The sequence below is a fragment of the Pseudoalteromonas luteoviolacea genome (assembly GCF_018100925.1).
In the GTDB taxonomy this organism is placed as follows: domain Bacteria; phylum Pseudomonadota; class Gammaproteobacteria; order Enterobacterales; family Alteromonadaceae; genus Pseudoalteromonas; species Pseudoalteromonas obscura.
Genome location: NZ_JAGJEH010000002.1, coordinates 12,599 through 27,063, shown reverse-complemented (window position 1 = coordinate 27,063; position 14,465 = coordinate 12,599). Strand labels below are relative to the sequence as shown.

15 protein-coding genes are annotated in these 14,465 nt (G+C 41.9%); 5 read left to right on the top strand and 10 right to left on the bottom strand.

All coding sequences use genetic code 11. The features are described 5' to 3' along the window. Positions 1–17: 17 nt before the first annotated feature. Positions 18–383, top strand: a complete 366-nt coding sequence (locus tag J8M00_RS03055; RefSeq protein WP_211008900.1) for a conjugal transfer protein TraR — start codon at positions 18–20, stop codon at positions 381–383. Here J8M00_RS03055 and J8M00_RS03050 read toward each other — a convergent pair. From J8M00_RS03050 to J8M00_RS03010, 9 genes are all read right to left on the bottom strand, one after another. Further along, positions 370–1,392 (bottom strand): hypothetical protein, encoded by a 1,023-nt coding sequence (locus J8M00_RS03050; protein ID WP_211008899.1) that lies wholly within the window; start codon positions 1,390–1,392, stop codon positions 370–372. The two genes, J8M00_RS03055 and J8M00_RS03050, sit on opposite strands and share 14 nt — an antisense overlap. A gap of 143 nt (positions 1,393–1,535) precedes the next feature. Next, complete coding sequence (locus J8M00_RS03045; protein ID WP_211008898.1) at positions 1,536–2,798, bottom strand: hypothetical protein; 1,263 nt, start codon at positions 2,796–2,798, stop codon at positions 1,536–1,538. A gap of 10 nt (positions 2,799–2,808) precedes the next feature. Then, on the bottom strand, positions 2,809–3,423 hold the full coding sequence (locus tag J8M00_RS03040) for an energy transducer TonB (RefSeq protein WP_211008897.1): 615 nt from the start codon (positions 3,421–3,423) through the stop codon (positions 2,809–2,811). Continuing rightward, a complete protein-coding gene (locus J8M00_RS03035; protein ID WP_023402250.1) occupies positions 3,423–3,827 on the bottom strand; it encodes an ExbD/TolR family protein in 405 nt (134 codons plus the stop codon). The genes J8M00_RS03040 and J8M00_RS03035 overlap by 1 nt, the downstream gene beginning before the upstream one ends. Before the next feature lie 14 nt (positions 3,828–3,841). Further along, the gene (locus J8M00_RS03030) at positions 3,842–4,366 is read right to left on the bottom strand and encodes a MotA/TolQ/ExbB proton channel family protein (protein ID WP_023402251.1); all 525 of its coding nucleotides are present in this window, start codon (positions 4,364–4,366) and stop codon (positions 3,842–3,844) included. Continuing rightward, positions 4,366–5,730, bottom strand: coding sequence for a MotA/TolQ/ExbB proton channel family protein (locus J8M00_RS03025; protein ID WP_211008896.1), 1,365 nt, complete (start codon positions 5,728–5,730; stop codon positions 4,366–4,368). Before J8M00_RS03025 ends, J8M00_RS03030 begins: the two co-directional genes overlap by 1 nt. A 6-nt stretch (positions 5,731–5,736) precedes the next feature. After that, the gene (locus J8M00_RS03020; RefSeq protein WP_023402253.1) at positions 5,737–6,507 is read right to left on the bottom strand and encodes a DUF3450 domain-containing protein; all 771 of its coding nucleotides are present in this window, start codon (positions 6,505–6,507) and stop codon (positions 5,737–5,739) included. Positions 6,508–6,886: 379 nt separating this feature from the next. Continuing rightward, positions 6,887–7,552, bottom strand: a complete 666-nt coding sequence (locus J8M00_RS03015) for a CatA-like O-acetyltransferase (protein WP_211008895.1) — start codon at positions 7,550–7,552, stop codon at positions 6,887–6,889. Positions 7,553–7,612: 60 nt separating this feature from the next. After that, entirely contained in the window at positions 7,613–8,653 is a 1,041-nt protein-coding gene (locus J8M00_RS03010; RefSeq protein WP_211008894.1) for a Leu/Phe/Val dehydrogenase, read from the bottom strand. Positions 8,654–9,074: 421 nt separating this feature from the next. On the opposite strand from J8M00_RS03010, the gene J8M00_RS03005 reads away from it, so the two are divergent. After that, complete coding sequence (locus tag J8M00_RS03005) at positions 9,075–9,242, top strand: hypothetical protein (protein WP_211008893.1); 168 nt, start codon at positions 9,075–9,077, stop codon at positions 9,240–9,242. Positions 9,243–9,293: 51 nt separating this feature from the next. Here the strand turns inward: J8M00_RS03005 and J8M00_RS03000 are convergent, their stop codons facing one another. Next, positions 9,294–10,820, bottom strand: a complete 1,527-nt coding sequence (locus J8M00_RS03000) for a fumarate hydratase (protein ID WP_211008892.1) — start codon at positions 10,818–10,820, stop codon at positions 9,294–9,296. Between the two features lie 240 nt (positions 10,821–11,060). Between J8M00_RS03000 and pabB the strand changes: the two genes are divergently transcribed. The 3 genes from pabB (at position 11,061) to J8M00_RS02985 (ending at position 14,435) form a co-directional block, all read left to right on the top strand. Continuing rightward, complete coding sequence (gene pabB / locus J8M00_RS02995) at positions 11,061–12,404, top strand: aminodeoxychorismate synthase component I (RefSeq protein WP_211008891.1); 1,344 nt, start codon at positions 11,061–11,063, stop codon at positions 12,402–12,404. Further along, the gene (locus tag J8M00_RS02990) at positions 12,401–12,958 is read left to right on the top strand and encodes a CoA pyrophosphatase (protein WP_211008890.1); all 558 of its coding nucleotides are present in this window, start codon (positions 12,401–12,403) and stop codon (positions 12,956–12,958) included. Before pabB ends, J8M00_RS02990 begins: the two co-directional genes overlap by 4 nt. Before the next feature lie 100 nt (positions 12,959–13,058). Further along, positions 13,059–14,435: an L-serine ammonia-lyase gene (locus J8M00_RS02985; RefSeq protein ID WP_211008889.1), complete on the top strand. Its 1,377-nt coding sequence runs from the start codon at positions 13,059–13,061 to the stop codon at positions 14,433–14,435. The last annotated feature ends 30 nt before the right edge of the window (positions 14,436–14,465 follow it).

The window sequence follows — 14,465 nt, the reverse complement described above, 5'->3', positions numbered from 1 at the left end:
CAGAGGAGAACCTGCCCATGAATGAAAATCTACTAAAGCAATGCCAAGTAAAATTACGGAACGAGCTTGTTCAGACTAGAACAAGCTTTATCCAAGACTTAAAAACCAACACGAATCCAGTTATTCTAGAACTCGCGGAAGTGCTAGAAAGTACGTCACCGACAGACTGGATAGATAGTATTAATGAGAAGATTTGCCCAAGCCAGTTCCCTAGCTACCAGCGACTTGTGCAAATTGAAGCAGCATTGTGTCAAATCGACATCGGTCAATTTGGTTTTTGTTGTGATTGCGAACAAGAAATTGAAGAACCCCTTTTAGAGCAAGATCCAGCTACCCAAAGATGCAGTCAATGCAGCCCCGCAAAAGTTCTTACAGATGCTTAAAATGAGGTAAATAGGCCAGTGTTGTAGCTGGGAAAAATACAATATTTTTTAGTAACGCATAGGCTTGCGCTTCATCTATCACTAAACGTGATTGTAACCTATGCATTGCTTGCTGTTGAGACCAAGCAAACATATGTACACCAATGTCCACCTCTGCGAGCGTCGCCGCAATAGACAGTTGCTCTTTATTTAGTAAAGACCCACACTCTGATACCGTTTTACGAATATTGATAAATAGATCTCGCCAATTCATACCAGCAACAGGCTTGCACTTATCACCCAGCAGACTCAATGCCATTGGCCTTGATAGCAATTCTTCATTGGCTTGCCAATTAAGGCGAATTGGTTCGGAAATTTTCTGTGTTGTCTGACTCAAAACGTCCGCCAGTTCGTGGGGCGCATATACAATCCCAGTATAGTAATTTATTTTGCTCTGATACCACTCTTTTCCGTTCGGGTGTTGATATAAACCGACCCCTGAACGGGTATTATAATTGTGTAAATAGCGCGCTAGTTCGCGAACGGCTTTACTATTGTAAGATGTGGATTCTAGATAAGATAAAATCTGTGCCTTTTCAATACGCGATAGTAAAATTTTACTTTCTCTACCCGTTTTCAGTTTCAACTTTACCAGAGATAACCAAGCATCTATTTCTTCGTGAGAAAAGTGTTTTACCGCCGACTCTAGCACATTAATTTGGGCAGGCCATATCAGATACCGCTCCGGGTATCGCTGCTGAATTTGGAGGTAGGCGTATGTGTGTTCATTATCAAGACTAAGGTTTGTATGGTCGAGGTTTTCAAGTAACGTATGACGACGAGATAAGTAGGCTTCATCGAAAGGCATAACCTTCTCAACAACTGCATTCGTGCTACCAGCAGAAAACCAATTCAAAGCACGGATTTGCTTATCAAATTGCGCTAGATTAATCGTTTCTTTAGGATCGCTGCAAGCACCTAAGCACATCGTTAAACTCAACACAGTTGCTATACCAAGACTTCTCAACATCAAATCTCCACTTCGTAAGTATTTAAAGAGATCGCCACACAATGGAATGCATAGCATAGTTTACGCAAACTTTTCGACAGGAATATGTTTTGAATCAAACTTTAGTTACAAGCAATAAAAAAGCCCCTTTCGGGGCTTTTAAATTAAAGACTGATGCCTTTACGCTGTGCTTTTTCTTTAATGAATGCAGCCCAGCTGCGAGCAAACCTGCGTGTTTTAGGATCTTCTTGAGCCTTCATAATTGCACGGTATGCTTGCTTGTACTTCTCTTGATAAAGATAAGCTTCAGCCAAATCAGAGTAGATAGTACCCTTCTTCTTCGAGCCAAGCTCAAGCGCTTTGTTTAAACGAACAACAGCAGCTGCATACTGAAGGTCTTGCAGCAATAAGCTACCGGCCTTTCTGTACATCTCTGGGTCGTCATCAAACTTTGCTGCTTCTTCGTAGTACTTCGCTGCTTTGTCAATGTTCTTCGCTTGGTGGAAGTAACTTGCCGTCGCAGTCACATTTTGCTTTGTACGCTCAATGTGTTTGTTTTTGATAGCCGTTTCAAACGTACTAGCCGCTTTAAAAGGTATCTCATTCAATGAGTAGTAACTACCAAGGATCTTGTAGTGGTTCTCTTTATCAAAATAGCCCTTGTCATATGCAATCTCCATCACAGTTTGACCTTTACGGTACTGTTCTGTCTGCATATAGAATGAACCAAGTTGAGTCCAAACCTGCTTATCTTCTGGGAAAATTTTAACAAGAGTTTCGGCAACACTAACAGCGTTCTGATACTGCTTCAGTTCAAAATATGAACCGATTTTTAGCATGTAATAGGACTTGTTAGGTTCTTCTTTATTTAAAGCAATCGCTTGGTCAGCAGGCTCGATTACATCAGCAAACTTTTTAAGCTCGTAGTTTGCTTGAGCAATACGACCATAAACTTTAGGGTCTTGTTCACCCGTAAAGTCCATCCAGTCGTAATAAGCTTTTTTAGCACCTTCATACTGCTCAGTACCAATTAATAGGTCACCAAGTAACTTTAATAGATCAGCATGATCTTTAAAGTTAAGTACATCAGGGCCTACTGCTTGACGAATATACTTGATAGCCGTCTTATACTCTTCTTTCTGAGCATAAAGGTTACCCAAGTAACGATTAACCGTAGCCTTATCAAAATCGTCAGACGCATCGATTTCAAGAAGTAAAGTGATTGCTTCGTCAACTTTATCTTCGTTGTATAGGTCAAATGCTTTGATGACCTTTTTACCAACACGCTCACCCATGACTTTAGTCTTAGCACTTTTGCGCGCTTCGATCTTTGCTGGATCTGGCGCTGCAAATGCTGCGGTGCTTAGTGCACCGCCAGCTATAGACATCATCAGAGCAAGAGCTGTTGCTTTTGACATTTGCTTCATATCTTACTCCTTAGTCCTGGTTAAGGTTGAAATCAAGTTGAACCTGAATACCAAATTGTTTCTGTGGTTTACCATCAACAATCTTTGGTCTGTACTTCCACTTACGAAGTGCACGTTGCGCTTCGCGGTTGAAAATACGCTTAGGTTCAGCTGCGATAATTTTAATATCTTCTACGCCACCAAGCTCATTGATTGTAAATTCAAGCTGTACCCAGCCTTCTTTACCATCACGCGCTGCTTGTGGCGGGTATTTAGGTTCAATACGAACGATAGGTGTTGCTTCACCATCACGACCGAAATCACCAGGGCCACTTAGACCACCTGCCGTACCACCAATACTGATGCTAGGCATGTTAAAACCAATTGCACCAGCAGCAGGGTTTGAGTTCTCTGGCTGTGGCGGCTGCGGTTTAGGCGGCTGCTTAGGCGGTGGAGGAGGTGGAGGCGGTACACGCTTCCTCTCCTGCACATCTGATTCAGGCGGATTCGACATAATCTCGACTATGATCTCTTCTTTTTGGTTGTCTGCCCTTTCAGCTCCACCGGAGATGAGGTAAGACATAAAGAAGAATAAGCCGAAAGTTACTGCCCCACCTGCGAGAAGTGAAAACAGAAATCGAATCATTACTTAGCTCCAGCTATTGAAATCTTCAGTCCATCATCAGTTGCCTTGATCTGGTCCATTACCTTCACAACAACACCGTGCTTAGCGCCTTTATCCGCTTGGATAATGACAGTCTCAGTTTGTTGTTCAGCCAATAGGTTCTCAAGGTTAGCGCTTACACGCTCAACATCGACTTGACGCTTGTCCATCCAAATCTCACCGTTTTCACGGATAGCGATAAAGATGTTTGCATTTTTCTTAGTTTGAGCCTGTGCAGCTTTTGGCTTTTTAACTTCAATGCCTGCCTCTTTAACAAAAGAGGTAGTTACGATGAAGAAGATCAACATGATGAATACGATGTCAAGCATCGGCGTCATATCTACTGCTGCTTCTTCTTCTTCACGAAAACGCTGTTTACGTGCCATATTTATATCTCTCTCTAGTGATGTGGCAAGCTATCGATAAGTTTTTCTTTAGCCATTTTTGCTCTCGCTTCTAGGCGAGTGCTAAAGAATACACCAGATAGTGCCGCAACCATTCCAGCCATTGTTGGTATCGTTGCCATTGAAATGCCTGATGCCATCAAACGCGGGTTACCAGTACCTTGTGTAGCCATGGTTTCGAATACCGAAATCATACCTGTAACTGTACCTAGTAGACCGATTAATGGACACATTGCAACCAATGTCTTGATAATCAACATACGCTCATCTAATTTTTCAGACGCTTCAGAAACCCATGCTTCACGGATTCTGTGTGCGTACCAAGATGTAGTATCTTGGCGGGCATCCCATTTAGCTACAATCCCCTTATGCATTCTAGGGAATTCAACTAATAGGAACCAATAGCGCTCAATCATTAATACCCACATAAGAAAGAGTGCCATCGCGACAACGAACAGTACGTCGCCGCCTGTAGCAACAAAATCCCTGATAGATTCCCACGTCTCCACCAGGACTAGCATTATGCTTTCTCCTTCTCCGCGTGCGCAGCAACGATACCCGCGCTTTGCTCGTCAAGAACGTGTAGGATTGATTTACTACGACCTGCTACAATAGCGTGAAGTAGGATTAGTGGTAGCGCAGCAATTAGACCAAGAGCGGTTGTAACAAGTGCTAGAGAGATGTTACCTGCCATGATCTTCGGATCACCAGTACCGAATAGAGTAATTGATTCGAACGTTAAGATCATACCAACAACCGTACCTAGTAGACCTAGTAGCGGTGCGATAGCAGCAAGGATCTTGATGATGTTGATACCAGCTTCGATGCGAGGCGTTTCACGTAGAATAGCTTCGTCAAGTTTAAGCTCAAGGTTTTCAACGTCTTGGTTCTTATTGTCATGGTAAACTTTCAAGATACGACCAAGTGGGTTGTTGTCACTTGGGTTGTTCGCATTCTTGATTTGCGATTTGATTTTCGCACCAACAAGCATAAGGTCAACGAAACGTACAAGTGCGATTAATGCACCTAGCGCTAACAATGCTGTGATGATGTAACCAACCGTGTCACCTTGGTGCCAACGCTCTTCTGGAGTTGCTTTCTGCGTGTTTAGACGAAGAATTGCGCCGCGAGTTGGGTCAACTACGAAAGGTACGTAGCTGCTAGCTTGCGTGTTAAGAAGGTCGCCAATTGTAGCAACAACGTTTGATGCAGGCTGCTTACCTAGAGGAACAATTGATTTGTTCTCTGCATCGTAAACAACATAACCGTCTTGAGTGATTAGGTTGAAGTTACCGATACGAGTAACAGGCTTAACATTGATGTCACCGCTTAATTCAGCTACTTCAGCTTCGAAAGTAGATGTCTTAGCAGATTCAGTCATTTCAGTTTGGAAAGCAATCCAAAGCTCTTCTAGTTCACGTGTAGTTGGAAGCTCTTTAGCTGCTGCTAGAGAACGAAGAACTTCTGCACGTCCTGGCTTTTCAGCACTTACGATTGACGCTTCGATTGAACCGATAGCATCTGCCGCTGAACGACGTACAACACCGAACATCTCACCAAGAGTACCCTGTGCGTTTACTAGCTCAGTTTCTTTCTCAGAAAGAGTGATTTCGTTTTGCTTGAATTGCTTGTTAAGACGCTCACCACGTGCTTTTTCAGCAGCAAGGTCACGCTTAGCTTTGTTTAGTAGAGCCTGCTTGTCAGCACGCTCAGACAAGAATTCTTGCTCACGAGCTTTGTTAATTTTACCTTCAGAGATACGGTTCTGTTTAACTTGCTCAAGGATCTTGTCTAGTGCTTCAGTGTTTGCATGTGCATTCAACGCGGCACCAGCAGAAACTGTTAATGCTGCAGCAACTGCAAAACCTTTAAATAGCTTCTTCATGTTTTATTACTCCGCGCCGAAAATAGGAAGTTTAACTAGTTCAGGGGCAGCCTGACCACGTGCAATACGGATCATGTCTTTAATAGGCTTAAGATATTCTTCACCTAGTGATTGCCACTGCTTTGCACTGTTGTCCCAAACCCATGCATTCTTTTGATCGAATGACTGAGCAACATATGCAATACGACCTAGACGTGCGAAGTCAACGTTGATATTTTTACCGTCGATTTCCAGTGAACCTTGAGAAGCAGTCATTGCAGTACCGTAAGCAGTTTCAACTGTGTATGCTTCAAGTACCTGACGATATTTCTCAGAAGTGGTTACTTTTGCGTTAGATAGTGTTTCACGTAGTCTTTCAACACGCTCTAAACGCTTCTCTGTATCAAACGGGACGTCCGCTTTGATGAATTGCTCGAGTGTATCAATCATGCGATACATCAAAGGCACAACGTCTTGCTTAGTTTTATCAACTGTTGCGATCTGACGCTCTAGAGACTCAATATTTGCATTTTGGTCCGCTACCAAACGTGCAACGTGGTCGTTGTATACTTTTAGAAGCTCTGTTTCATCTACAGTAGTACGATATTCAGCGATCATATCGATAGACTGACCGTAAATTTTATCAACTTTTTCTTGAGACTTTTGAGCAGCCTTTTGAGTTTGCTGACCTACTTTCTGTATGTCATTCAAAGGATCTGCCATCACATTGCTGCTTGCAAATGCTGCTGCGCCAAATAACGCTGAAGCTACAAGACTCTTTCTGATTTTAACAGACATAGTTCCCAACCAATTAAGTAATGTTACTTTTATAATTTTTGCACTCAACTAAAGAAGAGTACCCCGGATACCTTTTTAGAAGTATCAACCGTGCAATAATGCTAAATGCATTTGCCCATGTCAACTTCATGTTTAAAACTAATTTTGCGATAGTACTTCTAATAACTTGAAATAAAACATTGCATTAACAACAAAACAAAGAAAAAAAACTTAAATCACTTACTTTTCATACACAAAGCAACTTAATTAACAATTTATTACAGTTAAAAATTAACCAAGTTTTGTTTTCATCTACATTAAAAATCATCAGTTTGGCTTTATTTTTCATTGCGTTAGAATATTTTCGCAGGAAAAAAGAATTGCATATAACACAATATTATCAGCCCCTGAAATTTTTTTTACTTTGCAAATATTCACATAACGCAATGATCTGACGACGGAATTCATCTAAAAACAGTGATAAATGATACCCATCAACCAATCCATGATGTACCTCTATTGCTACGGATAAGCTATTTTTCTCCTTGTTAAATTTACCAAAAACAACTTTAGGGATGCCTAAATTATCCCCATTATGACGAGCATGCTTGAATCCATATACCTCAAACCAAGGTAATATAGAAACATAAACTCGATCGACAGCATCACTTTGAGACATAAATTCTTCATTTAGTAATCGCTGTTTTAGCCCTCGCTGCTTATTAGCTTGGTTCTTTGTGACAAATTCATCAATGGAATCGCAGTTTTCTAACAAAATAAATCTGAAAGTTTTGTTCTCTGCCAAGAATGTACTACTAATTGCTACGTCATCAATTTCTACAGGGGCACTATCAACAATGCGCAAACGCATAAAGTCGCATGCTCTCAGCGTTTGTGTTAAGCAGTATAGATAACAATCCGAAAAAGGCAGCTTTGCCTCTTGTGCATCTACATATAAAGAATGAGTATCAAGAGAAGTGACAACATTAAAGTTTGGGTCATCGAATTGCTGATAAAACTGAAAATGCTCAGCTCGTTCCCAAGTAGTTAGATTTATTTTTTTCATAAATACAGCGACAAAAAAAGGGCGATAATCGCCCTCTATTATAGCTGCAATACTAATCTATCACAGCCCATTTTCGATGATTTCTAATGCAAGCTCATCCGCGATAACATGGGTAGATTTTTGTTCATCGTCTGAACGCTTAAATATTTCCGCTAGCGTATCAAAAATGCCTTCAACATGCTTTGTTGCTAGTGCTTCATTATAGCCTTCAGGTTTTGTTTCGTAATAAACATTAATGATGCCACCCGCATTGATAACATAATCAGGAGCATAAAGAACTCCTTTTTCTCGCAGCACATCACCATGTCTAGGCTCTGCTAATTGGTTGTTAGCACAACCAGCAATGATTGAGGCCTTGATACGAGGGATAGTCTCATCATTTACAGTCGCACCCAAAGCACAAGGAGCATAAACATCTACATCTAGGTCATAGATTTCGTCAATTGCTACAGCGGTTGCATTGAAGTCGTTCACTACGCGCGCAACTGAAGCTTCATTAATGTCAGTCACAAAAAGCTGTGCGCCTGCTTCATGTAAATACTTACATAAACTATAAGCAACAGCACCCAGACCTTGAACAGAGACTTTTACGCCAGATAGGTCTTGATGACCATGTTTGTGTTGATAAGCCGCTTTGATGCCCAAAAACGTACCTAGTGCAGTAAATGGTGAAGGGTTACCACTTTTACCCTCAAGACCAAGTACATAGTTGGTTTCTTTATGCATCATCATCACATCACCAGTTGTGATGTTTACATCTTCTGCAGAGTAATAGCTACCACCTAGTCTTTCTAAGTGTTTTCCAAATGCTCTGAATAAAGCTTCAGACTTGACTGTTTTTGCATCGCCAATGATCACCGACTTGCCGCCACCAAACGGAAGACGTGCAACAGCATTTTTGTATGTCATGCCTTTTGAAAGACGTAAAACATCGTAAACTGCATCTTGATCTTCTGCATAATCCCATAGGCGACAACCGCCTACAGCCGGCCCCAACTTAGTATTATGTACTGCGATAATCGCTTTTAAACCCGATTTTTCATCAGAACAAAACACAACTTGTTCATGGTTATCAAATTCAACTTGGTTAAATACAGCCACTTTGATTATTCTCCGATTATTGTCTGACCATGTCAGATAGCGCTGAAATTGGCCTGACTCTATCATTAACCCATTAGTCAATCCAGCAAATGAGATGATCTAAGCTGAACATCTCACCATCACACATAAACAATCCAATATAAAAAACAAATAGGAAAGTTCAATCCAATATAGATTAACTTATAAACATATTTAATTATAAATACCTCTTTAATTCACACTTTCTGTTTACGTAAACGTAAACAAAGAATCTCTTGTAAGTATAAATTTACACGCCAAATATGCTTAAATTTCACTCAGAATTTTAAACTATTAAATGTTTCATACGTAACCAATTGACCGATTCAATTTTGCATATAATATACAAAGAGCCGTATCGGCAAATTAAATAATAATATTAAGAGTTCAAAAGGATATTTAAATGAAAGTAAAGTTAGTAAAAAAAGAACTTAAAACACTCTCGGATAATGATGTAAAGATGGAGAAAACCATGTTTGTGGCTGGCGGTACTGGGGGCCCTCCGGGGATCCCTGGGATTACAGGTACTCCTCGATGTGCAAAAATAACGCCTGGTAGTCAAATGTGCTAATAACAGTAGCATCGGCAGGCTGAGATTAGAACAGCCTGCCTTTTGAAGAAATTAGCTTAATTTACTATCAAGCTCTTCAATTTTTGCTTTCCAGATAGCAGGCCCTTGAGTATGTGCATTTGCACCTTCACTATCTACAGCTACTGTTACAGGCATATCTTCCACTTCAAACTCATAAATTGCTTCCATACCTAAATCTTCAAAAGCAACAACACGAGATTTCTTAATCGCTTTCGCAACCAAATAAGCAGCACCACCTACAGCCATCAAATATACAGCCTTGTTTTGCTTGATAGACTCTACAGTTGCTGGGCCACGCTCTGCTTTACCTATCATACCAACAAGCCCTGTTTTCTCTAACATTAAGTCAGTGAACTTATCCATACGCGTAGAAGTTGTCGGGCCAGCAGGACCTACCACCTCATCACCCACCGCATCAACAGGACCAACGTAATAAATGAACTTATTAGTAAAGTCCACACCTTCCGGTAAGCCTTCTCCTGAATTAATCATTTCTTGCAGGCGCTTGTGAGCAGCATCTCGACCAGTTAAAATTTTACCTGATAACAATACTGTTTCACCCATCTTCCAATCTTGGATATCATCTTTAGTCAATGTGTCTAAGTTTACGCGACGCGTATCTTCGCCCACTTCCCAAGTCACTTCAGGCCAATCTTCTAGTTTTGGCGCTTTAAGATCTGCAGGGCCAGATCCATCAAGCGTGAAATGTACGTGACGAGTAGCAGCACAGTTCGGGATCATAACTACAGGCTTTGATGCTGCATGAGTAGGTGCAGTTTTGATCTTTACATCAACAACCGTCGTCAAGCCACCAAGGCCCTGGGCACCAATACCTAGTTTATTCGCTCTTTCAAAGATTTCTAAACGTAGCTTTTCTTCCGCTGTCTCAGCACCACGCTCTTGAAGGTCATGAATATCTACCGGGTCCATCAGGGATTCTTTAGCTAAAACGGCTGCTTTTTCCGCTGTTCCACCAATGCCAATGCCAATCATGCCCGGTGGACACCAGCCTGCCCCCATTGTTGGTAACGTTTTTTCGACCCAAGCAGCAACGTCATCCGATGGATTTAACATCGCCATTTTAGTTTTATTCTCAGAACCACCACCTTTAGCAGCGATCATCACTTCAACCTCAGCACCTGGCACTAAATCTACATGTACCACAGATGGCGTGTTGTCTTTTGTATTCTTGCGGCTACCAGCAGGATCTGCAACGATTGAAGCGCGCAATGGGTTGTCTGGGTTTGTATAGGCGCGACGTGTGCCTTCATCAACCATCTGTTGTACAGTTAAATCCGTTTTGTCCCATTTTACGTCCATACCCACTTTTACAAAGCAGGTAACAATACCCGTATCTTGGCAAAGTGGACGCTTGCCTTCAGCTGACATACGCGAGTTGATCAGAATTTGTGCAATTGCATCTTTAGCGGCTTTGCTTTGCTCATTGTTATAAGCTTTTTCTAATGCTTGTACAAAATCAAGAGGATGGTAAAAAGAGATATATTGTAACGCATCTTCAATGCTATCAATAAAATCTTGCTGACGGATAATGCTCATGACGGTTCCTTTATTAGCCACTTAATCTAACTAAATGGCATGTTCTTGATAAGTAGTACTATGCTAACGAATTACCAGTAATACTGCGAGTAAGTCACAAAATCTTTGGGTGCCCCTATTTTGCTCAACCAGACCCCAGTATGAATATGGTTATGAGTTATCACTTCACTACTCTATAGATTCATTTCTAATTATGATAACCTCCTCGCCCGTTTCGGGCTAGTTTTCAGGGTCAAGTAAATGATAAATGCACAGAATAATTGCATTGCCGTTGACATTTCACTCTCAACCGTTGAAGTTTTTGAACAAATTGCAACTCAACATCACGCTATTCTTTTAGATTCTAGTAACGCAGCGCACGAGAATAGTCGTTTTGACATTATCAGCTTTGCGCCAGTACATGTACTAGAAGCTAAAAACGGACGAGTTTATATAGATGACGTTGAGCAACAGCAGAGTATATTTGAAATACTACAACATCATTTAGATAAACTTTGCTCACAGCGCATTCATGCACTGCCTTTTTGCGGCGGATGGCTTGGTTATTTTGGTTACGACTTAGGCCGGTATATCGAATCATTGCCTTCGCATGCCACATCGGATATTTCACTTCCCGACATGTCTGCTGGTCTCTATCTTGACGCCCTGATTTACGACAACAAGCAGGCACAATGGTTTTATGTGTCTCAGCCGGACGTGAATCGGCTTGAGCGGTATATGAGTTTAATTGCGAACAATGCCGAGCACCATCAGTTTGAATTGTGTAGCGATTGGCAATCTAATATGACCAAGCAAGAATATCAAAGCAAGTTTCAGCGTATTCAAGACTACCTATTGAGCGGTGATTGTTACCAAATTAACCTAGCGCAAAGGTTCAGTGCGCAGTTCAGAGGCTCCCCATGGGCAGCTTACAAAAAATTAAGGCAACACAATAAGGCACCATTTTCTGCGTATTTCAATTTAGGCAATGATTCAGCCATCGTTTCTGTTTCGCCCGAGAGATTTATATCTGTACGCCAAAGGCAAGTTGAAACAAAACCAATAAAAGGTACATTACCGCGCTTAACTGACCAACAAGCAGACAATGAACAAGCACTCAAGTTACAAAATAGCAGTAAAGATCGTGCTGAAAACGTAATGATTGTCGACTTGCTTCGCAATGACTTAGGTAAAGTTGCAAAACCAGGTTCCGTCAGCGTACCAAAGCTATTCGACATAGAAAGTTTCCCTGCAGTTCATCATCTCGTCAGTACTGTGACTTGTGAACTCGCCGAAGGTAAAAAAGCCGTTGATCAACTACACGCTGCGTTTCCAGGGGGCTCAATTACAGGCGCACCGAAAATTAGAGCGATGGAGATAATAGAAGAGCTTGAACCCCATCGCAGAAGTGCGTACTGTGGTTCTATGGGTTACCTAAGCGCCTGTGGCGATATGGATACCTCCATTACAATTCGTACCTTGGTGTGTGAGGAGCAAAAAATCTATTGCTGGGCTGGAGGCGGGATTGTCGCCGATTCAGAACTCGAAGCTGAGTATCAAGAAACCTATCACAAGGTCAATAAAATTTTACCAATACTGCAATGAAACTCGATCATTTAATTAGTAGTTTTAGACTGTCTCCTTTTGCTGCTTCCAATAAGACACTGCAGGGAGTTCAAAGTGCCGTTTTAGTACCGCTCGTTGAAGTAGAAGGCAGTGCGCACATATTACTGTGTAAACGTAACGCCAGCTTGAGAGCACATCCAAGCCAAATTTGTTTTCCTGGCGGAAAAGTAGAGCAACATGATAGTTCAGCTGAAGATACCGCCCTTAGAGAAACCTTCGAGGAAATTAGCCTCGCTAGAGAGCAAGTCACAACGCTTGGTCAGCTGCCAACACACAGCTCCTTGAGCGGATTTCATATTACTCCGGTCGTAGCGCGAGTGCAAAATTCAGCCACTTGGCAACAAACCAGTAGTGAAGTCGACAGCGTATTTACGGTTTCATTAAGCGCTTTAATGGACCCTAATCAATGGCAGAGCTACCCTTGTCAAATCCGTGGCAACACCATAAATATCAATGGATTCATGACTTCACATGGTCTTTTATGGGGGGCGACTGCAAGCATTATAAAAAAATTAACCAAGTCGCTTTCGTAAACTCATTACAATTGTCAAATTTCCATCCAATAACGGGTTACTTCTGCAATAATTAACGTTATTATGTGCGCCCGTTCAGAGGCAATGATGAGTAAATTTTATGATTAGTGCATTCGATATGTTTAGCATCGGTATTGGGCCATCGTCTTCCCATACTGTTGGTCCAATGCGCGCTTCGCGTCTTTTTGTCAAAGATCTACAAAATAGTAAATTAATTGACGACGTCACTTCTGTAAAAGTCGAATTATTTGGTTCCCTTGGTCAAACAGGTATCGGTCACGGATCAGGTAAAGCGGTCATATTAGGCCTTGCTGGCCATGACCCTGAAACTATCGACGCAGATCTTGTTCCAGAAATACTCGAAAAAATTGAGCAAGAGCAAGTAATCTATCTTGACCAAAAACATAAAGCTGATTTCCCAAAGCAAGGCGCTGTTGTATTTCACCGTCGAAAAACACTGCCGAAGCATTCCAATGCCATGGAAATCCAAGCGTATAAAGGTGACACGCTCTTACATAGCCAGATCTACTATTCGATTGGCGGCGGGTTCATTGTCACGGATCAAGATTTCGAAGCGGAAAAGCAAGCAGCACTTGATGTGCGAGAACAAAATCCAGCGCCCTATTTGTTTGATACAGCTGAAGAACTTTTAAACATCTGTAAGGAGACTGGGCTAAGTGTTTCCGCCCTCATGATGGCTAATGAGAAAACCCTTCGCAGTGAAAGTGAAATAAAACAAGAGCTGTTCAATATTTGGCAGGTAATGAAAGCGTGTACCGAAAGAGGGATGCGTACCGAAGGGATCCTTCCGGGTGGGTTAAAAGTAAAACGCAGAGCACCGAGCCTATACCTTAAACTCAATGTAGAAAACAGTAATGATCCATTACGTGCAATGGATTGGGTTGATTTATTTGCCCTGGCCGTGAATGAAGAGAATGCAGCTGGAGGACGAGTCGTCACCGCCCCGACCAATGGCGCTGCCGGTATATTACCAGCCGTATTGATGTACTATCACACCTTTATCAAAGAAGTTGATGTCGAAATTGCAACGCGCTACTTACTGACAGCCGCTGCTATTGGTATCCTCTATAAAAAGAACGCTTCTATCTCAGGTGCAGAGGTTGGTTGCCAAGGTGAAGTTGGTGTCGCCTGCTCAATGGCCGCTGGTGCATTGACTGAAATCATGGGTGGCAATGTCGTTCATGTGGAAAACGCAGCTGAAATTGGTATGGAACACAACCTAGGCTTAACCTGTGACCCTGTTGGGGGATTAGTACAAGTGCCGTGTATCGAACGAAATGCAATGGGTGCAGTAAAAGCCATCAATGCCTCAAGACTTGCTCTTCGAGGTACAGGAGAGCAAAAGGTCTCTTTGGACAAGGTCATCAAAACCATGCTAGACACAGGTAACGATATGAAGACCAAATACAAAGAAACTGCACGCGGCGGTCTTGCCGTAAATATTATTGAGTGCTAAAACAAAAAAACCCAACACAAGTTGGGTTTT

Bases quoted from the DNA above. Each gene is read 5' to 3' on its own strand.
- J8M00_RS03000 (WP_211008892.1), bottom strand. From the start codon at position 10,820: ATGAGCATTATCCGTCAGCAAGATTTTATTGATAGCATTGAAGATGCG.
- J8M00_RS03045 (WP_211008898.1), bottom strand. From the start codon at position 2,798: ATGAAGCAAATGTCAAAAGCAACAGCTCTTGCTCTGATGATGTCTATA.
- J8M00_RS03015 (WP_211008895.1), bottom strand. From the start codon at position 7,552: ATGAAAAAAATAAATCTAACTACTTGGGAACGAGCTGAGCATTTTCAG.
- J8M00_RS03055 (WP_211008900.1), top strand. From the start codon at position 18: ATGAATGAAAATCTACTAAAGCAATGCCAAGTAAAATTACGGAACGAG.
- J8M00_RS03035 (WP_023402250.1), bottom strand. From the start codon at position 3,827: ATGGCACGTAAACAGCGTTTTCGTGAAGAAGAAGAAGCAGCAGTAGAT.
- J8M00_RS02990 (WP_211008890.1), top strand. From the start codon at position 12,401: ATGAAACTCGATCATTTAATTAGTAGTTTTAGACTGTCTCCTTTTGCT.
- pabB (WP_211008891.1), top strand. From the start codon at position 11,061: ATGATAAATGCACAGAATAATTGCATTGCCGTTGACATTTCACTCTCA.
- J8M00_RS03025 (WP_211008896.1), bottom strand. From the start codon at position 5,730: ATGAAGAAGCTATTTAAAGGTTTTGCAGTTGCTGCAGCATTAACAGTT.
- J8M00_RS02985 (WP_211008889.1), top strand. From the start codon at position 13,059: ATGATTAGTGCATTCGATATGTTTAGCATCGGTATTGGGCCATCGTCT.
- J8M00_RS03020 (WP_023402253.1), bottom strand. From the start codon at position 6,507: ATGTCTGTTAAAATCAGAAAGAGTCTTGTAGCTTCAGCGTTATTTGGC.
- J8M00_RS03040 (WP_211008897.1), bottom strand. From the start codon at position 3,423: ATGATTCGATTTCTGTTTTCACTTCTCGCAGGTGGGGCAGTAACTTTC.
- J8M00_RS03030 (WP_023402251.1), bottom strand. From the start codon at position 4,366: ATGCTAGTCCTGGTGGAGACGTGGGAATCTATCAGGGATTTTGTTGCT.
- J8M00_RS03005 (WP_211008893.1), top strand. From the start codon at position 9,075: ATGAAAGTAAAGTTAGTAAAAAAAGAACTTAAAACACTCTCGGATAAT.
- J8M00_RS03050 (WP_211008899.1), bottom strand. From the start codon at position 1,392: ATGTTGAGAAGTCTTGGTATAGCAACTGTGTTGAGTTTAACGATGTGC.